General features: G+C 65.9%; 19 protein-coding genes. 10 read left to right on the top strand and 9 right to left on the bottom strand.

Annotated elements, in window-relative coordinates; genetic code table 11:
- Nucleotides 1-177: 177 nt before the first annotated feature.
- From QX051_RS10685 to QX051_RS10670, 4 genes are all read left to right on the top strand, one after another.
- Entirely contained in the window at nucleotides 178-1,821 is a 1,644-nt protein-coding gene (locus QX051_RS10685; protein WP_315776079.1) for a nitroreductase family protein, read from the top strand.
- A 65-nt stretch (nucleotides 1,822-1,886) separates the two neighbouring features.
- Complete coding sequence (locus QX051_RS10680; RefSeq protein WP_315776257.1) at nucleotides 1,887-2,630, top strand: ankyrin repeat domain-containing protein; 744 nt, start codon at nucleotides 1,887-1,889, stop codon at nucleotides 2,628-2,630.
- Nucleotides 2,627-2,941 (top strand): hypothetical protein, encoded by a 315-nt coding sequence (locus QX051_RS10675; protein WP_315776078.1) that lies wholly within the window; start codon nucleotides 2,627-2,629, stop codon nucleotides 2,939-2,941. Before QX051_RS10680 ends, QX051_RS10675 begins: the two co-directional genes overlap by 4 nt.
- A 22-nt stretch (nucleotides 2,942-2,963) precedes the next feature.
- Entirely contained in the window at nucleotides 2,964-3,203 is a 240-nt protein-coding gene (locus tag QX051_RS10670) for a hypothetical protein (RefSeq protein ID WP_315738450.1), read from the top strand.
- A 126-nt stretch (nucleotides 3,204-3,329) separates the two neighbouring features.
- Here QX051_RS10670 and QX051_RS10665 read toward each other — a convergent pair whose 3' ends face one another.
- Nucleotides 3,330-3,773 carry a Rieske (2Fe-2S) protein gene (locus tag QX051_RS10665; protein WP_315776077.1) on the bottom strand — a complete coding sequence of 148 codons (444 nt, stop codon included), beginning with the start codon at nucleotides 3,771-3,773 and terminating at the stop codon, nucleotides 3,330-3,332.
- Between the two features lie 191 nt (nucleotides 3,774-3,964).
- Here QX051_RS10665 and QX051_RS10660 point away from each other — a divergent pair, with 191 nt between their 5' ends.
- Complete coding sequence (locus QX051_RS10660) at nucleotides 3,965-4,609, top strand: glutathione S-transferase family protein (protein ID WP_315776256.1); 645 nt, start codon at nucleotides 3,965-3,967, stop codon at nucleotides 4,607-4,609.
- A 5-nt stretch (nucleotides 4,610-4,614) separates the two neighbouring features.
- Here the strand turns inward: QX051_RS10660 and QX051_RS10655 are convergent, their stop codons facing one another.
- Both QX051_RS10655 and QX051_RS10650 read right to left on the bottom strand, forming a co-directional pair.
- Nucleotides 4,615-6,333 (bottom strand): ATP-binding protein, encoded by a 1,719-nt coding sequence (locus tag QX051_RS10655; protein ID WP_315776076.1) that lies wholly within the window; start codon nucleotides 6,331-6,333, stop codon nucleotides 4,615-4,617.
- 25 nt (nucleotides 6,334-6,358) lie between these two features.
- On the bottom strand, nucleotides 6,359-7,975 hold the full coding sequence (locus tag QX051_RS10650; RefSeq protein WP_315776075.1) for a flavin monoamine oxidase family protein: 1,617 nt from the start codon (nucleotides 7,973-7,975) through the stop codon (nucleotides 6,359-6,361).
- A gap of 136 nt (nucleotides 7,976-8,111) precedes the next feature.
- Between QX051_RS10650 and QX051_RS10645 the strand changes: the two genes are divergently transcribed.
- From QX051_RS10645 to QX051_RS10625, 5 genes are all read left to right on the top strand, one after another.
- On the top strand, nucleotides 8,112-8,516 hold the full coding sequence (locus QX051_RS10645) for a nuclear transport factor 2 family protein (RefSeq protein ID WP_315738454.1): 405 nt from the start codon (nucleotides 8,112-8,114) through the stop codon (nucleotides 8,514-8,516).
- Nucleotides 8,517-8,792: 276 nt separating this feature from the next.
- Nucleotides 8,793-9,311: a hypothetical protein gene (locus tag QX051_RS10640; RefSeq protein ID WP_315776255.1), complete on the top strand. Its 519-nt coding sequence runs from the start codon at nucleotides 8,793-8,795 to the stop codon at nucleotides 9,309-9,311.
- Nucleotides 9,312-9,403: 92 nt separating this feature from the next.
- Nucleotides 9,404-9,565 (top strand): hypothetical protein, encoded by a 162-nt coding sequence (locus tag QX051_RS10635; RefSeq protein WP_315738455.1) that lies wholly within the window; start codon nucleotides 9,404-9,406, stop codon nucleotides 9,563-9,565.
- Nucleotides 9,566-9,624: 59 nt separating this feature from the next.
- The gene (locus QX051_RS10630; protein ID WP_315776074.1) at nucleotides 9,625-10,215 is read left to right on the top strand and encodes a cysteine dioxygenase; all 591 of its coding nucleotides are present in this window, start codon (nucleotides 9,625-9,627) and stop codon (nucleotides 10,213-10,215) included.
- On the top strand, nucleotides 10,172-11,791 hold the full coding sequence (locus QX051_RS10625; protein ID WP_315776073.1) for a rhodanese-like domain-containing protein: 1,620 nt from the start codon (nucleotides 10,172-10,174) through the stop codon (nucleotides 11,789-11,791). The genes QX051_RS10630 and QX051_RS10625 overlap by 44 nt, the downstream gene beginning before the upstream one ends.
- 160 nt (nucleotides 11,792-11,951) lie before the next feature.
- Here the strand turns inward: QX051_RS10625 and mmsB are convergent, their stop codons facing one another.
- The 6 genes from mmsB to QX051_RS10595 all read right to left on the bottom strand — a co-directional run bounded on the left by mmsB (nucleotide 11,952) and on the right by QX051_RS10595 (nucleotide 18,868).
- Nucleotides 11,952-13,142, bottom strand: a complete 1,191-nt coding sequence (gene mmsB / locus QX051_RS10620) for a multiple monosaccharide ABC transporter permease (protein WP_315738458.1) — start codon at nucleotides 13,140-13,142, stop codon at nucleotides 11,952-11,954.
- A gap of 21 nt (nucleotides 13,143-13,163) precedes the next feature.
- Nucleotides 13,164-14,714 carry a multiple monosaccharide ABC transporter ATP-binding protein gene (mmsA, locus tag QX051_RS10615; RefSeq protein ID WP_315776072.1) on the bottom strand — a complete coding sequence of 517 codons (1,551 nt, stop codon included), beginning with the start codon at nucleotides 14,712-14,714 and terminating at the stop codon, nucleotides 13,164-13,166.
- Between the two features lie 80 nt (nucleotides 14,715-14,794).
- Entirely contained in the window at nucleotides 14,795-15,865 is a 1,071-nt protein-coding gene (gene chvE, locus QX051_RS10610; protein ID WP_315776071.1) for a multiple monosaccharide ABC transporter substrate-binding protein, read from the bottom strand.
- Between the two features lie 108 nt (nucleotides 15,866-15,973).
- Entirely contained in the window at nucleotides 15,974-16,855 is an 882-nt protein-coding gene (locus QX051_RS10605) for an SMP-30/gluconolactonase/LRE family protein (RefSeq protein ID WP_315776254.1), read from the bottom strand.
- Nucleotides 16,855-17,937 carry an aldose epimerase family protein gene (locus tag QX051_RS10600; RefSeq protein ID WP_315776070.1) on the bottom strand — a complete coding sequence of 361 codons (1,083 nt, stop codon included), beginning with the start codon at nucleotides 17,935-17,937 and terminating at the stop codon, nucleotides 16,855-16,857. Before QX051_RS10600 ends, QX051_RS10605 begins: the two co-directional genes overlap by 1 nt.
- A 4-nt stretch (nucleotides 17,938-17,941) precedes the next feature.
- The gene (locus QX051_RS10595; RefSeq protein ID WP_315776069.1) at nucleotides 17,942-18,868 is read right to left on the bottom strand and encodes a Gfo/Idh/MocA family oxidoreductase; all 927 of its coding nucleotides are present in this window, start codon (nucleotides 18,866-18,868) and stop codon (nucleotides 17,942-17,944) included.
- Between the last annotated feature and the right edge of the window lies 1 nt (nucleotide 18,869).

Raw genomic sequence — 18,869 nt, 5'->3', positions numbered from 1 at the left:
CAAGCCCGAAATCCATATCCACCAGCCGTGGTTATGGATTCCGGGCCTGCGCCCAACGGGCTCATGACGACGGGGAGGCAGTTTCGGCTGTTCGGAACGTTTTTTGCTCCGCCTGACGCAGTCACCAAGCGACCGTCCAACATGCGCGAACGCGCAGGTCGCACCTTGTGAGGAAGCATGTCCGTGTCACAGTCCGGCACGGCGGACGTTCCAGCCGCCGCCGACATCGCGTTGGCCTATCACGCCCGCACCAAGCACAGCCTCAAGCGCTATGCGGCGGGGCCGGAGACGCTGGACTGGGACGCGCAGCCCAATCCGTTCCGCGAGTTCGCCGGCAGCCCGCGCACCGATCTGCCGCTGGCCTCGGACCGTCTCGCCGTGAGCTTCGCCGATGCCTGCGACGCCACGGCGCCGGTCCAGCCGTTGACGATCGACGGCGTCGCGCTGCTGCTGGAATTGTCGTTCGGGCTGGCGGCCTGGAAGGAGTACGGTCCGGATCGCTGGGCGTTGCGCTGCAATCCCTCCAGCGGCAATCTGCATCCGACCGAGGCCTATGTCGTCGCGGAGAATGTGACAGGGCTCAGCGACGGTCTTCATCACTATGTCAGCCGCGATCACGTGCTGGAGCAACGGTGCCGCCGCGGCAGGCCATCGCATGGCGAGCCGCGGCTATGGCTCGCGCTGTCCTCGATCCATTGGCGCGAGGCGTGGAAATATGGCGAGCGCGCGTTCCGCTACTGCCAGCTCGACCTCGGACATGCGATCGGCGCCGTCAGCTACGCCGCCGCTGCGCTCGGCTGGTACGCGCGCGTGATCGACGGCATCGACAGTGCGAGACTCGCAGCGCTGATGGGACTCGATCGCGCGGATGATTTCGCCGGCGTCGAGACCGAGAATGCCGATGTGCTGCTCGCGATCGCGCCGCGCGATGCGAGCTCGCGATCGCCTGCCGGTTTGCCATCACTCGCCACGATCGACGACACGTGGAAAGGTCAGGCGAACCGGCTCGATCGCCATCCGCTCTACCGCTGGCCCATCATCCCCGAGGTGAGCGCGGCCACGGCCGGCGCGGCGCAGGATGCGATCTCCATTCCGTGGCGGTGCCCGCCGCTGACGCGGCAATCACAGGCGCGCGCGGCCGAGCTCATTCTCGGTCGTCGCAGCGCGCAACGCTTCGACGCCAGGTTCACGATGGATCTCGCAACGTTGCTTCACCTTCTCGACGCGCTGCTGCCGCGCGCTACGCCGCCATGGACCATCTGGCCGTTCGCGTCGCGGCTGCATCCGCTGCTATTCGTCCATCGCGTCGAGGGGCTCACGCCCGGGCTCTATGCGCTGCCGCGCGGCAGCGAGGCGGAGACCAGCCTGCGGCGCGCGCTGCGTCCCGACTTCGACTGGCAGCCGGTCGAGCGCGTGCCTGATCATCTGCCGTTGTTCCGGCTGCTGCCGACCGACAGCCGCGGCGTGATCCGCACCGCTAGCTGTCACCAGGCGATCGCGGGCGACGGCTGCTTTGCGATGGCGATGCTCGCCGAGTTCACGCCGGCCGTCAGCGACCATCCGTGGCGCTATCGGCAACTGCATTGGGAGGCTGGCCTGATCGGCCACGTGCTCTACCTCGAAGCCGAGGCGGCGGGCCTGCGCGGCACCGGCATCGGCTGCTTCTTCGACGACTCCGTGCACGAGATGCTCGGCGTGGTCGGAGAGCAGTTCCAGGTGCTCTATCACTTCACGGTCGGCCGTCCCCTGACCGATGATCGCATCACGACGCTGGCGGCCTATCCCGGCCGAACGCGCAATGAAGCGGGAGTCCTGCCATGAGACCGCGTATTCCGTTTCAGCGCATCGATGTCGACCACGCAGCCGAGCTGCTGCAGCGCGACGATGTGCTGCGCTTCGACGTCCGCGACACCGCCTCGTTCGACACCGCGCATATGGCCGGCGCGCGGCATCTCACCCAGCGCAATCTCGCCGAGATGATCGCCGGCACGAGCAGGCGCGCGCCGATCCTGATCTACTGCTATCACGGCAATGCCAGCCAGGACTACGCGCAGACCTTCTCCGATTTCGGCTTCACTGAGGTCTATAGCCTCGACGGCGGCTATGAGGCGTGGCGCCAGCGTTGTCCCGCGCGGAGCGGCGCGGCGAACGTCAGTCCGGCCCTGGCGGCGTGGCTCGCCGCCCAGGGCTTTCCCGCTGACGACGTCGACGCCATCATCGCCAATCGGACCACGCCGCTGATGAAGGCGGCACATCTCGGCAATGTCGTCGTTATCCGCGAGCTGCTCTCTGCCGGCGCCGACGTCGCCGCCAGGAACGCGGACGGCAATAACGCGCTGTGGCTCGCCTGCGTCGGCCGGCATCTCGACGCCATCGACGCGCTGGTCGAGGCCGGCATCGATCTCGACAACAGCAACGACAATGGTGCGACAGCGCTGATGTATGCGTCCTCCTCCGGCAAGGCCGATGTGGTCGCGCATCTCCTGGCCAAGGGCGCGGACATCCGCACCGAGACGCTCGACGGCTTTTCCGCGCTCGACATGGCCGCTTCGCTCGAATGCCTGAACCTGCTGCGGAATGCGGCCAAGGCGGCGGCTTCAAAGGCGCCCGCGCCCGAGGTCCGGCCGTGACCGTCATCGAGCACGATTTCGGCATGCAGCAGCGCCAGGTCGAGCGCCGCTTCCGGACGCTGCTCAGCCTCGATGCGCTGCACGAGGCCAATGTCCGCGCCAATCCCATTCCTTATCTGGAACGCGCCAGCGAGCGCATCTACCAGCTTGAGAAGGCGCTGTTCGATGCGCTGCAGGCGGCGACGGCTGCGGCCGACGATCATGGCGAGACGGTGAGCATCGGCAAGGCCGAGCATCAGCGCCTGCTGCATTGCTGGGCCATCGTCGAGAGCGCCTATGCGCAGCTCGTCGCCGATCAGCCCGAGACCTGACTGAACGAGGTTGGAGAAAGAGATGAGTGAAGGATTCTTCGTGGACTGGGATGGCAACCTGCGCAGCGCCGCCGATCCCGGCGGCGGATATCTGTGCGACATCGACACTGTCGCGCGCTATGTCGCGGTGACGACCAAGAACGGCACGCTGGTGCACGAGGCGACCTTTTTCAGAACCCGGGCCGATGTCGACAAGGCCGGCATCAAGGCACAGCTTGTATCCGGCACCCATCCGTGGGGCAAGAAGGCGGATGGGTTCTGAGGGTCCGCCGAACGACATCACGTAGTGAGTGTCATTGCGAGCGAAGCGAAGCAATCCAGGGCTCAGGTAGGATTCTGGATTGCTTCGTCGCTTCGCTCCTCGCAATGACGTTGGAAATCCCATCCGTCAATCCGGGTGGATCATGATCTCCATGGTCTCGTCGAGGTCGTCGAACGGATCGGGAATATCTTCCACCAGCGCGACGCCGCACAGGCAGACCTCGCCGTCGATGACAGCGAGCGCAATCGGCTCCAGGCTCTGCCCTGCGCAGGCACCGGCGTTGCACAGCCCGGTGTCGATCTCGAACGTTGCGCCATGCCGTCCGCAGCGCAGCAGCGTCCGATCCTTATTGAAGAACTGGCCGCTACCGATGTTCAGCCATTTGCCCTCGTGTGGGCAGCAGTTGACATAGCCCACAAAGCCACCGGACACAGTGTGGATGATCACGATAGGAAACGGCCGCGCCTCGCCATTGTCGCCGATCCGCGACAGGCTGAACGCCTTGGCTTCACCCGGCGCGATGCCGGCGGTCGGACAGATCACGAAGATTTCCGGCTCACGTTCCGTCATGCGCGGCGCTCCCTGACCGGCGCGACGGAGCTACGGGACCGCGATGACGTCTCCTGTCGCAAACCCGACGGCAGCAGCCCGACGTGTCGAGCCACGGCGCATCAGTCTCGATCTGTCCCGATCCTTGCATGAAGCATGCCGTAGGCATCGAAGACACGCGCGATGTCGGCTTGGAGACAATGATGGCCGCGATGAAATTCTACATGACGCCGGGATCGTGCTCGACCGGCATCCACATCATTCTCGAAGAGCTTGAGGAGGTGTTCGAGGCCCATATCGTCAACCTGCCGGCCGGCGACAATTTCAAACCGGACTATGTGGCCATCAACCCGAAATCGACGATTCCGGCGCTGGTGCGCAGCGACGGCAGCGTGCTGACGGAGGTGCCGGCGATTGCCTATTGGCTCGGCCGCTCCAGGCCGCGCGCCAGATTGTGGCCTTCGGATATCGAGACCGAAACGCGGCTGCTCGAAGCCATGAGCTACATTGCCGGAACGGTGCATGGCCACGGCTTCGCGCGCATCTTCGCCACGCCGACCTTCAGCCGCAACGAGGCCGACCAGGAGTCGGTGCGCGCGCTCGGCCGCAACATCGTCGTGAAGGGCTTTGCCATCCTGAACAAGATGCTCGACGGGCAGTCCTATCTCGGCGGCGAATTCTCGGTCGCCGATCCGATCCTGTTCTATGTCGAGTTCTGGGCCGACAAGACCGGCATTGCGCTGCCGGCCAACCTGCTCGCGCACTACCGCCGCATGCTCGCGCGCCCGGTCGTGCAGCGGGTGCTGCGCGAGGAAGGGTATAATCCGGCGACCTTGGGGCAGGCCAGCCAGTTGTAGCCGATCTACTCCGCGGCCTCCGGCAGCAGCTCGTGGTCGCCAAGATCGATGCCGCGGAAGATGGCGCAGCGGCGGAAGACCTCGATGGTCGGGCGGACGCTCTTGTGGTGGCAATATTTGGCGACCAGCTTGGCCAGCCCCTTGATGTCGCGGCCTGACGCGCCTGGGAACGTGTCCACCAGCAGCTCCACCAAGCCGGCATCGACGTTCAAGCCGAACTGCGCGCACATCACCCGCCAGATCCGGCCGCGCGCTTGCGCGTCCGGCGCCTGGAACCTGATCAGCGCGATGCAGCGCGACACGATCGCTTCATCGATGTCGTCGATGCGATTGGTGGTCAGGAACAAGAGCCCGTTGAAATATTCCAGCACACGCAGGAATACGCCGACGACGGCATTCATCGTCATGTCGTCCTCGCGCCGCTTGATGTAGACGTCGGCCTCGTCGATCAGCATGACCGCGCCCCAACGCTGCGCGCGCGTCAGCGCATCCTTCAGCGCACTCTCCATCGCCGCGACGTTCAGCCCGAGCTGACCGGAATGCACGCGGTACAGCGGCCGGCCGATGATCTCGGCGTAGACCTCCGCCGTCAGCGTCTTGCCGACGCCGGGCGGCCCCGCGCACAGCACGGTGGTGCCGCCGGACTTGCCGGCGACGATGTCGTCCATCAAGAGGTCCATCTCGGCAGTGAGGATGTCGATCAGGTCGGTCTGCTCCTCCGGCAGCACCAGCTTCTGCTTGAGCTCGGGCTGATAGGCGTAGGGCACCATGTCGTCGGCATGCACCCAGAGATAATGGTGCAGGTCGAGATGGAACATCAGCATATAGGGATGGACGGGAATGCGGCAGAAGATGCCCTTCGGGATCGCCGCCCTGGATTCTTCGACCTCCTGCTCGGCGTCATAGAGATTGCTCTTGGCAGCCTTGCGCAGGTACTGCCCGAGTATGTCGCCCGTGACCTCGAGCGTCAGCGCCCGCTCGGTGAGAATGCCTTCGTCGTTGACGAGCCGCGCGCTGCCGCCGCCGGACGACAGCACGATCACGTCCTTGCGCGACCAGTCCATGTCGCGATGCGAGGAGTTCGGATCATCGGCGAAGAAGCCGATGCCGCGGCCGGAGAACTGCGCTCCGTAGCGGCCGCGCCAGGCGAAATAGCGCTCGGCCGTCTCGTCATAGGCGGATATCAGCTCGGGTGTTTCCTTGAGGAAGCCCTTGGCGGCGAAGATTTCGGCGACCGTCCTGCCGACGATGTCGCCGGCGGAGATGCGCAGGGTGGACGTGGTGATCGCGCCCTTGGCGTTGGCCTTGAGCTCGATGAAGACGCGGCCGGCCTCGTCATTCGACGGTGCGGTGTAGTCGAGTCGCGTCACGACATAGGGCAGCGGCCGGCTGGCGACGTTGGCCGTGAACATCCAGCCGCGGATGGCGTCCGAGATCAGGTAGCGCGCAATCGCCGGCAGCACCGATTCCAGTTCGTGCTCGGAGAACCGGGCGCCGGAATCGGCAAAGGCGCGCTGCAGGGTGGCGATCTGCGCCGCGCGGGCGTGCCATTCGGGACCGGCCTTCTGGTAGCTGTCGCGCAGGAAGTCGAGCTCGGCGGTCGCGAGTTGCGCCATATTGACCTCGACCTTGTCGCCGAAACGCAGCTGCTCCGTCAACGAGGCCAGACGCGGGAAGGCCGCCGCCATCGCCAGGATGGTCGAACGTTCGATCTGCAGCTTCATCGGTCGTACCTCGACGCTGTCGGACTCACGACGACATTCTCGTCGGCGTGCGCATCACATCTTCCGCCTTTGCCAGCAGCAGGCGGTTGGCGGCGAGCGAGAACTCCTGCCAGGCGGCGGCGATGTCGCGCAGGATCGTCTGCACGTAGTCCTTCGACGGCTTGTGCTCGAACGGAAAGTTCGACAGCGCGCAGGAGGTGCGATTGAAGGCTATGGCATCGTCGAGCAGCGACTGCATGACATCGCGGAACGGTTTCTGGATCTCCGGCATCAGGGCGGAGCGCCCGCGTTCGACGGCGACGTCGCGCATGTCGAAGGTCAGTGCGTCCAGCACCTGCAGCGCCGCCGCGAACACCCCCTCGGTGGCTCCGAGAACAGCGAGCTGGGTCAGTTGCTCGCGCTGCTGCGTAGCGAGGCTGCGGTTGAGCCGCTGCCGATAATCGTCGAACGCGGCATCACGCTGCGCGGCGACCCAGGCGCCGAACCAGGCGAGGCTCGCTGCGTTGCCCGACAGCCCGTCGCCGATCGCCACGGCCGGCCGCGGCCCGGCGATCTCGCCCATGCTCCGGGCCATCGCACGCTCGATGCGCTTGGCGGCGTTCAGGGCACCTTCGAGATAGCCGGCCGCGTGGCTTGCGGTCTCGGCGCCACCGAGGTGCAGCCGCCCGTCCCATAGCGCCCGCCGCAGCATCGGATTGGCGATCTCGCTGTGCTCGCCGCGCGGCGAGGTGCGATCCAATGCGCTGCAGGTGAAGCGCTCGGCCGCCCAGTCCTGATAGTGCTGTTCGCCGCCTTCCAGCGCGGAGCCGAACAGCTGCACCATCTGGCTGTCCATCAGCAGTGGCAGCCCGACACTGAAGGTCGCGCGCAGATCGGGCGAGAAGGCGAGGAAGCCGCCGAGCGCAGCACGGTCGCCGCCGGCATCGCAGGCGTCGAAGATCTCGCCGATCACGGCCTGCTCGTGGCTGACGAACGCATTGCCGGACCGGCCCTGGTCGCGCCAATGCGCCTGGTCGTAGGCGATCACGACCTTGGCCTGCGCCGCCATCCAGGTCTCGGCACCGCGCATCGCATCGAAGGTCGCGTCGTCCAGCTCGGGAAAGAAGCCGACGTGATCGATCAGCAGCCGCGGCGGCAGCGCGAGCACGGCGCGCTTGGCCTCGATCGCGACCGATTCGGTTGATGTGGCAAAGATCAGCCGCACATGCGTGCCGCAATCGACGATGCGCATCAGCTCATGGCCGAGATGGATGCAGGGCTGCGGCAGATCACGCGCCAGCGCCTCGACCAGCTTCGTCATGCCGCCGGAGAGCCGGCGCGCGCCCTGGTGGACCGGCGGCCCGCCGATCTGCTCGGCCGACTTGTCCGCCTCCTTCAGATGAAGAACCGTGCCGTCATCGTGCTGGGCAAAGTCGGACAGGCCGAGCTCCGCGATCAGGCCGGTCAGCAGCGGCTGGGTGTCCGGCCAGAACCAGGTCGGGCCGAGGTCCAGCGCAAGCCCCGCCTTGCTCCTGACCGACAGCACACGTCCGCCCAGGCGATGTCGGGCTTCGAACAAAGCGAACGTGCTGCCGCGCTGCTGCAGGCTGCGCGCGAGTGCCATTCCGCACAATCCACCTCCGACAATGGCCGTTTCGAGCATGGCAGGACCTCGGCTGATGCGTTGCGATCGCGTCTCGACCGGGTCCTGCAAGAAGCTTGCAAGTTTTTGCGCACCAGGGGATGTGCGTTTCCAAACATTGCTTGATTTTCGCACCGGCTTGGCTCACGCCATCACAATGAGCGACGAGCGCGAGATCCTGGCCGCCAATGCGGCCTTCTATGCTGCCTTCACGGCCGGCGATTTCGCGGCACTCGTTGCCCTCTGGGCCGATCGCGACGGCATCTCCTGCATTCATCCGGGCTGGCCGGCGATCGTCGGCCGCGCCGCCGTGATCGGCAGCTGGCGCGACATCCTCGCCAACCCAGGCCGGCCGAACATCGTCTGCGCGGACCCGCACGCGATCGCCGACGGCGATCATGGCCACGTGCTCTGCATCGAGCTGGTCGACGGCGCGGCGCTCGCGGCGGCCAATCACTTCGCGCGCATCGACGGCGCCTGGCGGATGATCCACCACCAATCCAGCCCGATCGCGCAGCTCGCGACGCCGGAACACGACGCCGACGGCCATCGTCTCCACTGATCGCCGCATCTGGCACGAAATTTGATCTACCCTCCCTGACCGGCAGCAATGTCGGGGATTGTTGATTTTCGTCGCGTCGGATTCGGGTCGAATGTCCGTCTCCACGCAAGGCGATCTGCGCAGGCTGAGACCAGCAACGTGCAGATGCCGACGGGAGGCAGGGATGGCACGCGTTCTGACCGCCTATCTGAAACGCAGCGATGTGCCGACGCGCACAGCGTTGCAGCACGCCATCGACCTCGCGCTCGGACAGGCGCAGGGAGCACTGGTATGAACATCGCGGCTCCACTTCAGCCGACGGCGATCCATGCCGTGCCTGCCGAGCTCTGCGACTGCGGCTTCCGCCTGCTGATGATCCGCCAGTTCAATGTCGGCGCGGTGCCGCCGGCCTTCGCCATCATCGATCAGCGCGTCATGCGCATGCCGCAGCGGCTCGGCCGCCATGGCGTGTCGTTTGCCGCCACGTTCCTGCCCGAGGTGATGTCATGGCTGATCGATCATCTCGGCCGGCCATCGCTGCATGATGAGACCGGCCGCTCCTACCGCAATCCGCGCTGGCCTGTCGTGTGCTGGCATGACCAGGAACGCTACTGGCCGAGCGGCGCCGTCACGGTCGAGTGGTTCGCCGAGGTTGCCTTCCAGGATCACGCATCATGGATGGCATTCCGCACCCATTGGCACGAAAGCCTGACGGGCCGCAATGCCGGCGCAGATGCGACCGATGGAGAAGCAGAGCAGCGCGACGCGTACGATGCGGAAAAGGAATTTGCCGGCGAGGTGCTTCAACAGGCATGATCTGCCAAAGTGATGCGGAGCCGTGCCGGGCTCTGTTCGATGCCGGTCGTGGCGTGATATCAAGGACGTGATCAAACCGCGCGGAGGCTCTCATGCGCTACGTCTCATGGTTCGGAGGCTGGCTCGGTCATTTGCTGCCGCAAGGGCGCGCTGACAGCCGTCTCAAAGCGCACGACATCCTCACCCGGCGCCCGGCCGCCGAGTTGTCCAATGAGGACCTGTTCTACATCGCGATGCTCGGCCCTCACGTCTGAGTGGGATCAGATCCCTCGCCCATCGGCGGCCTCCCGCCTCGATACGACACGAGCCCGACATGACTGACATTGCGCGCTTCCGCGACTTCGTCGCCGATACGGCACGCCTCGTCGCAAGCACGACAAACGAGCCGGAGCTGCTCGCCGCGCTCGCACCGAAACTGAAGGAGCTGGTCGCGCATGACGACTGGCTGCCTCAGGCCTTTGCGGTCGCCGACGGCGGCCGCTACCGACAATATCTGCTGTATGCCGATCCGCTCGATCGGTTCTCCATCGTGAGCTTCGTGTGGGGCCCCGGCCAGGGCACGCCGGTGCACGACCATCGCGTCTGGGGCCTCGTCGGCGTGCTGCGCGGCGAGGAACTCTCGGTCAGCTATGCGCGGCAGCCGGACGGCACGTTGCGCGAGGCTGCGCCGGAGCGGCTGCGGGCTGGACAAACGGCCGCGGTATCGCCACACATTGGCGACATCCACGCGATCTCCAACGGTCTGGCGGACCGCTCCTCGATCAGCATCCACGTCTATGGCGGCAATATCGGCCGCATCCGCCGCGCGGTGTATGATGCGGAGACCGGCGCCGCCCGAGACTTCATTTCCGGATATTCGAATGACACCGTCCCCAACCTGTGGCCCGACCGCACCGCCGCCTGACGGTTTCCGCATCATCACACCGACCGAGTTGCGGCGGCGCTGGCGCGCCGGCGAGGAGGTGGCACTGCTCGACGTCCGCGAGGAAGGCCCCTACTCGCTGTCGCACCCGTTCTTCGCGGTGTCGCTGCCACTGTCGCAGATCGAGCTGCGCATCCTCGATCTCGTGCCGCGTCTGAATGTAGCCGTCGTCGTTTATGATGATGGCGAAGGCTATGCCGCCCGCGCGGTGCCGCGCATTCATGCACTGGGCTACACCGACGTCGCGATGCTCGCTGGCGGGCTGTCGGGCTATGCGCGCCATGGCGAGGTGTTCCGCGACGTCAACGTGCCGAGCAAGGCGTTCGGCGAATTGGTCGAGGCCATCCGGCACACGCCGTCGCTGTCGGCCGACGAAGCCAAGGCGCTGATCGAGCGCGAGTCGAATCTGGTCGTGCTCGACGCCCGCCGCTTCGAGGAATATCGCACCATGAGCATCCCGCGCGGGGTCAGCGTCCCCGGCGGCGAGCTGGCGTTTCGGGCGCGCGAGGTCGCGCCGTCGCCCGACACCACGATCATCGTCAACTGCGCCGGACGCACGCGCTCGATCATCGGCACGCAGTCGCTGATCAATGCCGGGCTGCCGAACAAGATCTATGCGTTGCGCAACGGCACGATCGGCTGGACACTTGCCGGCCATCAGGTCGAGCGCGGCAAGACCGCGCGCCTCCTGGAGCGGCCACGGACGAGCTACGCGACCGCGCTGGCTGATGCCAAGGCCTGGGCCGAGCGCGTCGGCGTCGGCGTGCTCGATGCCGCGACATTCGCGCGCCATCAGGCCGAGGCCGGGGCGCGCACGCTGTATTGCCTCGACGTCCGCACGCCCGAGGAATATGCCGCCGGCCATCCGGCTGGCTTCGCGTCGGCACCGGGCGGCCAGCTGGTGCAGGCGACCGACGAGTGGGTGGGCGTGCGCGGCGCCCGTCTGGTGCTGTTCGACGATGACGGCGTGCGCGCACGCATGACGGCGTCATGGCTGAAGCAGATGGGCTGGGACGTGGCGGTCGTGGGACCGGATGTCGTTGGAGCGACCGAAACGGAAATCCGCGCCGCACGCCGACCGCCGCTGCCGCAGCGTGGCGACGCGGCAATCAGCGCCGAGCAACTCGCGGCCGATCCCGCTGCGTGGACGATCGTCGATCTCACGCGCAGTCCGAGCTACAAGGCCGGACACATTCCGGGCGCACATTTCGTGCTGGCGTCGCGCTTTGCGGATGATCTCGCCAAGCTGCCCGGCGACGGTCCGATCGTGCTGACCAGCAACGACGGCAGCGAAGCCGCGTTTGCGCTTGCGGATGCACGTGCCGCGACGACGCGTGAGCTCCGCGTGCTCAGCGGCGGCACGCGCGCCTGGACGGCTGCCGGGCATGTGCTGGAGAGCGATCGGTCCTCATGGATCTCGCTTGCCGACGACGTCTACAAGCGTCCCTATGAGGGCACCGACAACGCCGCCGAAGCGATGCAGGCCTATATCGACTGGGAGCTGCAGCTCGTCGCTCAGCTCGCCAATGACAGCGTGTCGAATTTCCACGTGGTGTAGTTCTGGTGAATGCGCAGGGTGGGCAAAGCCGCATTCGCGACGCGAATGCCGCGTGCCCACCGCTTTCACGCGGGTCGCGAGACGTGGTGGGCAGGCGCCGCCTTCGGCGTCGCTTTGCTCCCTAGGTCGTTACAGCTTCACCGGGAGCTGCGCGCCGAACTCAACGGCGCTGGTTGTAGACGTCGATGCAGACGGCGCCGAGCAGCACCAGGCCCTTGATGACCTGCTGATAGTCGATGCCGACGCCGAGAATGGACATGCCGTTGTTCATCACGCCCATGATCATGGCGCCGATGACAGCGCCGCCGACCCGTCCGACGCCGCCATAGGCCGAGGCACCGCCGATGAAGCAGGCCGCGATGACGTCGAGCTCGAAGCCGAGGCCGGCCTTCGGCGTCGCGGTGTTGAGCCGGGCGGCGAAGATCAGGCCGGCCAGCGCCGCCAGCACACCCATGTTGACGAAGGTCATGAACACGAGCCGCTCGGTCTTGATGCCCGACAGCTTGGCGGCCTTGGCGTTGCCGCCGACCGCATAGATCTGCCGGCCGACCACGGTGCGGCGCGTCATGAAGCCGTAGAGCGCGATCAGCGCCGTCATGATGACCAGCACGTTGGGCAGGCCGCGATGCGAGGCGATCAGATAGGTGAAATACATCAGTGCGCCGGCCAGCACGACGTTCTTGGCAGCGAAGAAGCCGAACGGCTCGACCTCGATGCCGTGCTCCACCTCGCGCGCACGGCCCTTGACGCTGGCATAGACCAGAATGAGCGTCAGCACCGCGCCGATCGCGAGCGACGTGGGATAAAGATGCGCCGCGCTCGGCATGAACTCAGGGATGAAGCCGGACGACAGCTTCTGGAACGTACCCGGGAACGGCCCGACCGATTGCCCCTGCAGCAGCGCCAGCGCCAGGCCCTTGAACACCAGCATGCCGGCCAAGGTGACGATGAAGGAGGGAATGCCGAAATAGGCCACCCAATAGCCCTGCGCGGCGCCGATCGCGGCGCCGACGATCAGGCAGGCGATGATCGCGAGCGGGAAGTCGACGTGATAGCGCACCATCAGCACGGCCGCGACGGCGCCGACGAAGCCCGCAACGGAGCCGACGGACAGGTCGATGTGCCCGGTCACGATCACGAGCAGCATGCCGAGCGCCATGATGACGATATAGCTGTTCTGCAGCACCAAGTTGGTGAGGTTGAGCGGCTGCAGCAGGGTGCCGTCGGTCATGAACTGGAAGAACAGCATGATAACGAACAACGACAGCAGCATGCCGTAGCTGCGCAGATTGTTCTTCAGGAAGCCGCTGTGCGACTTCTCCTCCGGGAGCGAAACCGTCTTGTCGGTCATTGCTGGCGTCCTCCCGACCGCTTACGCGGCCGTCTCCTGGTTCTTGATGGTTTCGTTGCGCATGATGGCGCGCATGATCTTTTCCTGCGTCGCCTCCGGCCCGGCGAACTCGCCGACGAAGGCGCCGTCATTCATCACGCAGATACGGTCGCAGATTCCGAGCAGCTCCGGCATCTCCGATGAGATCACGACAACACCCCGGCCGGCATCCGCGAGCTCCTGGATGATACAGTAAATCTCATACTTTGCGCCAACGTCGATGCCCCGCGTCGGCTCGTCGAGGATCAAGACCTTGGGATCGGTCATCAGCCATTTCGACAGCACGACCTTCTGCTGGTTGCCGCCGGAGAGCTGGCCGGCCTCCTGATAGACGTCGGAGCAGCGGATCCGCATCCGGCCGCGGTAGCCGGACGCCGCCTTGAGCTCGGCGATGTCGTCGATCACGCCGTTCGGCGCGACCTGAGAGAGGCTCGCCAGCGTGATGTTCTTGCGCACGTCGTCGGCCAGAATCAGGCCGAGCTGCTTGCGGTCCTCGGTGACATAGGCGAGGCCAGCGTCGATCGCGGCCGGTACGCTGTTGAGAGTGACGTCGTGGCCTTCGAGGCGGGCGCGGCCCGTGATGTTGACGCCCCAGGAGCGGCCGAACAGGCTCATGGCGAATTCGGTGCGCCCCGCGCCCATCAGGCCGGCGATGCCGACGATCTCGCCACGGCGCACCTGGAAATCGACGTTCTTGATTACCTGGCGGTCGGTATGCTGCGGATGGTAGACCGACCAGTTCTCGACCGTGAACACGGGCTCGCCGATCTTCGGCTGCCGCTCAGGGAAGCGGTGCGCCATGTCGCGATTGACCATGCTCTTGATGATCCGGTCCTCCAGGACCGGCTCGGCGCGGCAATCGATGCTGTCGACGCTGCGTCCGTCGCGCAGCACCGTGATGCGATCGGCGACGCGGGCCACCTCGTTCAGCTTGTGCGTGATCAGGATCGACGAGATGCCCTGCTCGCGGAAGGTGACGAGGCGGTCGAGCAGCGCCTGGCTGTCGGCCTCGTTCAGGCTCGCCGTCGGCTCGTCCAGGATCAAGAGCTTGACGCGCTTGGACAGCGCCTTGGCGATCTCGACCAATTGCTGCTTGCCGACGCCGAGATCGGTGATCAGCGTATCCGGCGATTCCTTCAATCCCACCTGAGCCAGCAATTGCTGGGTGCGCCGGTAGACCTCGTCGCGATCGATGACGCCAAAGCGTGACGGCGCATGCGACAGGAAGATGTTCTCGGCGATCGACATCAGCGGAATCAGCGCGAGCTCCTGGTGGATAATGATGATGCCGAGCGCCTCGGAATCGTTGATGTCACGGAAGCGCCGCTCCTCGCCTTCGAAAATGATCTGGCCCTCATAGCGGCCGTAGGGATAGACGCCGCTCAGCACCTTCATCAGGGTCGACTTGCCGGCGCCATTCTCGCCGACGAGGGCGTGGATCTCGCCCGCCGCGACCGTAAAGCTGACGTCGCGGAGCGCCTGCACGCCCACGAAGCTCTTGCTGACGCTGCGCATCTCGAGGATTGCCGTCATCGCGCTGTATCCCGCAACACTTGAAGTCGTTGAGATAAGAGGAGCCGGCGAGCGCATGGCCGCGCTCGCCGGCCATGAGATCACTCGACCTGCGACTTTTTGTAGTAGCCGCCTTCGATCAGGACCTTCTCCCAGTTGCTCTTGTCGACCACGACCGGCTTGAGCAGATAGGCCGGGACGACCTTGACGCCGTTGTTGTAGGTCTTGGTGTCGTTGACCTTGACTTCCTTGCCGCTCAGCGAAGCATCGACCATGTCGGCGGTCACCTTGGCGAGGTCGCGGGTGTCCTTGAAGATGGTCGAGTACTGGTCGCCGCGCAGGATCGCCTTGACCGACGGCACCTCGGCGTCCTGGCCGGAGATGACCGGCATCGGCTGGTTGCCGCTGCCATAGCCGACGCCCTTCAAGGACGAGATGATGCCGATCGAGAGGCCGTCATAGGGCGACAGCACCGCATCGACACGCTTGTTGCCGTAATAGGCGCTGAGCAAGTTGTCCATGCGGGCCTGGGCGGTGGCACCGTCCCAGCGCAGGGTCGCAACCTTGTCCATGCCCTTCTGGCCGGAGGCGACCACGAGCTTGCCGGAGTCGAGATAGGGCTGCAGCACCGACATGGCGCCATTGTAGAAGAAGTAGGCGTTGTTGTCGTCCGGCGAGCCGCCGAACAGCTCGATGTTGAACGGCCCCTTGCCGTCCTTCAGCCCGAGCTTGTCCACGATCGACTGCGCCTGCAGCACGCCGACCTGGAAGTTGTCGAAGGTCGCGTAGTAGTCGAGGTTCGGCGTGTCGCGGATCAGGCGGTCATAGGCGATCACGGTGATGCCCTTGGCCTTGGCCTGCTTCAGCACGTCCGACAGCGTGGTGCCGTCGATCGCGGCGATCACCAGCACCTTGGCGCCCTTGGTCACCATGTTCTCGATCTGCGAGAGCTGGTTCGGAATATCGTCCTCGGCATATTGCAGGTCGGTGGTGTAGCCGCGCTCCTTCAGCACCTTCACGATGTTGTTGCCGTCGTCGATCCAGCGCGCCGAGGATTTGGTCGGCATCGCGATGCCGACGGTCCCCTTGCTCTGGGCCAGTGCGGCGCTGGACAGCGCCATCGCGCCGAGGCCGGCCAGGACGGCGGCCATGATGGTCTTCATTCTCGACATGTCTTCACTCCCTTTGGATTTTCGAATTTGGACAAGAGATACCCGATTGCGTATCTTGATACCAGTTAGCTGTTAGGCTGAACGACGCTTGACTGATTGTTCCTCCTCTCAGATCGACAGCTTGACGTCGGGCTCGGCGCGACCGTGAGCGCCGACGTCAAGAAGGAAAGTCTGGCCATGGCCAGGGTCGGCCGCCTTGGCCGCCGCGTCCATGTCCTGCCAGGCCGACGTCACCAGCAGGCGCGACAGATCGGGACCGACGAACGCCGGGCAGCTCGCCTGGCTGGCCGGAACCGCGATGCTTCGCAGATGCTCGCCCCGCGGGCTGTAGACGTCGACACAACCGCCGCCCCAGCGTGCGTTCCAGATCCGTCCCTCGGCATCGACGACGGCGCCATCGAGCCCACCGACACCGGCATGGCGCAGCAGCACCTCTGGCTCGCCGCGCGGCAGGCCCGTCTCCGGGTCGAGCGCGACACGGTAGAGGACGTTCTCATCCGTATCGGCGAAATAGCCGATCGCGCCATCCGGCGAGAAGCAGATCGCGTTGGGAATGGTGACGTTGGGGAACAACCGGATGATCTCGCCGCGATGCAGCGCATAGATCGAGCCCAGGCCGCATTCGGCGTTGCGGCCCATGGTGCCGATCCAGAACGTGCCGGAGGGATGGACCCGCGAATCGTTCGACCGCGTCGCCTGATTGTCGGCTTCGAGCGGCAGATGCAGCGACAGCGCGCCGTCGGCGACGCTGCGGATGTAGAGTCCGTCCTCGGCCACGATCAGCTGCCTGTCGGCATCGATGCGGCCGAGCGCGCTCGCCATCCTGCCGAGCCCGTGGCGGCGGACTTCGCCGCTGCCGATCTTGGCCTCGAACAGCAGGCCTTCACGAATGTCGAACCACCAGGCGGTGTCGGTGTGGGGATCGTAGGTCGGCCCCTCGCCGAGATGGCAGCGCTCGTCGCAAAGGATCGTGGTCGGCACCTGCTCCATCATGCGGACGCTCCCGCGGTCGAGAAGCGATACACCGTCTCGTGCTTGTAGACGTCGTCGGGCGCAAGACGCGCGCTGGGAAAATCCGGACGGTTCGGACTGTCCGGCCAGGCCTGCGGCTCCAGGCAGAGCGCGTCGGACTGACGATAGACACGCCCCTTGCCGCTCACGGTCGCGTCAAGATAGTTGCCTGAATAGACCTGCAAGCCAGGCTGATCGGTGAGCAACTCCATGATCCGCCCGGAGCGCGGCGACTCGAGCCGGGCCGCGAAACGCACGCCAGAGCCGTCGCGCAGACAGAAATTATGATCGTAGCCGCGACCGCATTTGATCTGCGGGTCGTCAGCGCGGATGCGGGCACCGACCGCATGCGACTCGCGGAAATCGAACGGCGTGCCGGCGACGGAATGCGGCGGCCCCGCCAGCGGGATCGCAGTCTCGTCGATCGCGAGATAGTGGTCGGCTTCGACTGTCAAACGATGATCGAGAATGCCGGTGCCGGCGGCCAGGCCGTCGAGATTGAAGAAGCTGTGGTTGGTCAGGTTGACGATCGTCGTCCGGGTCGTCCGGGCGCTGAAGCTGACGGCCAACTCCGTCGGTCCCGTCAGCTGATAGGTGACACGGACGTCGAGCCGCCCCGGATAGTTGGCCTCGCCGTCGGGACTGACATAGAGCATCGTGACCGAGGGCTGGGCGCCGTCTTCGGTGGCGACGATCTGCCAGAGCTTGCGGTCGAAGCCGTCGGGGCCGCCATGCAATGCATGCGCACCATTATTGGCGTCGAGGCGCAGGTCCTGACCGTCGAGCGAAAAGCGCGCCTTGGCAATGCGGTTGGCGTAGCGTCCGACCGTTGCACCGAAAAATTTCCGGAGCTTGAGGTAGCTCAGCAGGTCGTCGTGGCCGAGCACGACGTCGTCGACGCGGCCCTGCGCATCCGGCACCAGCAGCGCCTGCAGCGCCGCGCCGTAAGTGATGATCCGCGCCTCGAAACCGTGAGCGCCACGCAAGGTGACGCGCTCGACCTCGCGGCCGTCCGGCAGCGTGCCGAAGACATCCCGGGTGATCCGTGCCTGCTCCGCCATGGCGTCAGTCCTCGAACGGCTCGACGAATTGGCGGCGGCCGAGCAGGAAAGCGTCAGCCACCAGCCGCAGCGGCGCCAGATCGACGTCGCTCGCGCCGGTCCTTGTGAGTTCGACGAAGCGACGGTAGAGGCCGGGATACTCGCGCTCCTTCTCGTCGACCATCGGCTGGTCGTCCGCGGTCATCCGCGCGCCGCCCAGCGACAGCTTCAACTGGCCTGCGTCGGTCTCGATCCGGATGTCCCAGCTCTGCGGCCCGGTCTGGCGGAAGTCGAACTCGGCCGCGATCGGCAGGTCGCTCGCCGTCGACAGTGACAGGTTGGCCGCGATCGGAGCCTGGCGGTTGGACGGGAACGACAGTTCCGCCTCGGTCACGAACACCGGCTCTGGCAGAATGCGGGTCAGGATCGACAGCGCGTTGATTCCGGGATCGAACACCCCTAACCCGCCCGGCTCCCAGATCCAGCCCTGCCCCGGATGCCAGACGCGCACGTCCTCCTTCCAGTCAATCCGCACGCTGCGAATCTGGCGGGAAGACAGCCACGCGCGCGCCGGCTCGACGGCGGGCGCGTAACGTGAATGCCAGGTCGCGAACAGCGTGCGCCGCTTCGCGGCGGCAAGCGCGACCAGCGGATCGAGCTCGCTGACGGCGGCGCCCGGCGGCTTCTCCAGCATCACATGCTTGCCGGCTTCCAGCGCGGCGAGCGCCTGCGCACGGCGCACCTGCGGCGGGGTGCACAGCGCGACCGCGTCGATCTCGGGTCCGTCGCGCAGCAGCTCTTCGATCGTGCCGAAATGCGGCAGGCCGGGCAGCGAGGCATTGCGACTCGCCACTGCCGTCAACGTCACGCCCTCGGTGGCGGCGATCGCCGGCACGTGCTGATCCCTGGCGATCTTGCCGAAGCCAACGATGGCGACACGAAGCTCGCTCATC

Source organism: Bradyrhizobium sp. SZCCHNR1053 (genome assembly GCF_032381235.1).
In the GTDB taxonomy this organism is placed as follows: Bacteria; Pseudomonadota; Alphaproteobacteria; order Rhizobiales; family Xanthobacteraceae; genus Bradyrhizobium.
Note: the sequence above shows the minus strand (reverse complement) of the source record. Positions and strands in the feature narration are given on the sequence as shown.

Bases quoted from the DNA above. Each gene is read 5' to 3' on its own strand.
- QX051_RS10685 (WP_315776079.1), top strand. From the start codon at position 178: ATGTCCGTGTCACAGTCCGGCACGGCGGACGTTCCAGCCGCCGCCGAC.
- QX051_RS10670 (WP_315738450.1), top strand. From the start codon at position 2,964: ATGAGTGAAGGATTCTTCGTGGACTGGGATGGCAACCTGCGCAGCGCC.
- QX051_RS10665 (WP_315776077.1), bottom strand. From the start codon at position 3,773: ATGACGGAACGTGAGCCGGAAATCTTCGTGATCTGTCCGACCGCCGGC.
- QX051_RS10660 (WP_315776256.1), top strand. From the start codon at position 3,965: ATGAAATTCTACATGACGCCGGGATCGTGCTCGACCGGCATCCACATC.
- QX051_RS10655 (WP_315776076.1), bottom strand. From the start codon at position 6,333: ATGAAGCTGCAGATCGAACGTTCGACCATCCTGGCGATGGCGGCGGCC.
- QX051_RS10650 (WP_315776075.1), bottom strand. From the start codon at position 7,975: ATGCTCGAAACGGCCATTGTCGGAGGTGGATTGTGCGGAATGGCACTC.
- QX051_RS10645 (WP_315738454.1), top strand. From the start codon at position 8,112: ATGAGCGACGAGCGCGAGATCCTGGCCGCCAATGCGGCCTTCTATGCT.
- QX051_RS10635 (WP_315738455.1), top strand. From the start codon at position 9,404: ATGCGCTACGTCTCATGGTTCGGAGGCTGGCTCGGTCATTTGCTGCCG.
- QX051_RS10630 (WP_315776074.1), top strand. From the start codon at position 9,625: ATGACTGACATTGCGCGCTTCCGCGACTTCGTCGCCGATACGGCACGC.
- QX051_RS10625 (WP_315776073.1), top strand. From the start codon at position 10,172: ATGACACCGTCCCCAACCTGTGGCCCGACCGCACCGCCGCCTGACGGT.
- mmsB (WP_315738458.1), bottom strand. From the start codon at position 13,142: ATGACCGACAAGACGGTTTCGCTCCCGGAGGAGAAGTCGCACAGCGGC.
- mmsA (WP_315776072.1), bottom strand. From the start codon at position 14,714: ATGACGGCAATCCTCGAGATGCGCAGCGTCAGCAAGAGCTTCGTGGGC.
- chvE (WP_315776071.1), bottom strand. From the start codon at position 15,865: ATGTCGAGAATGAAGACCATCATGGCCGCCGTCCTGGCCGGCCTCGGC.
- QX051_RS10605 (WP_315776254.1), bottom strand. From the start codon at position 16,855: ATGGAGCAGGTGCCGACCACGATCCTTTGCGACGAGCGCTGCCATCTC.
- QX051_RS10600 (WP_315776070.1), bottom strand. From the start codon at position 17,937: ATGGCGGAGCAGGCACGGATCACCCGGGATGTCTTCGGCACGCTGCCG.
- QX051_RS10595 (WP_315776069.1), bottom strand. From the start codon at position 18,868: ATGAGCGAGCTTCGTGTCGCCATCGTTGGCTTCGGCAAGATCGCCAGG.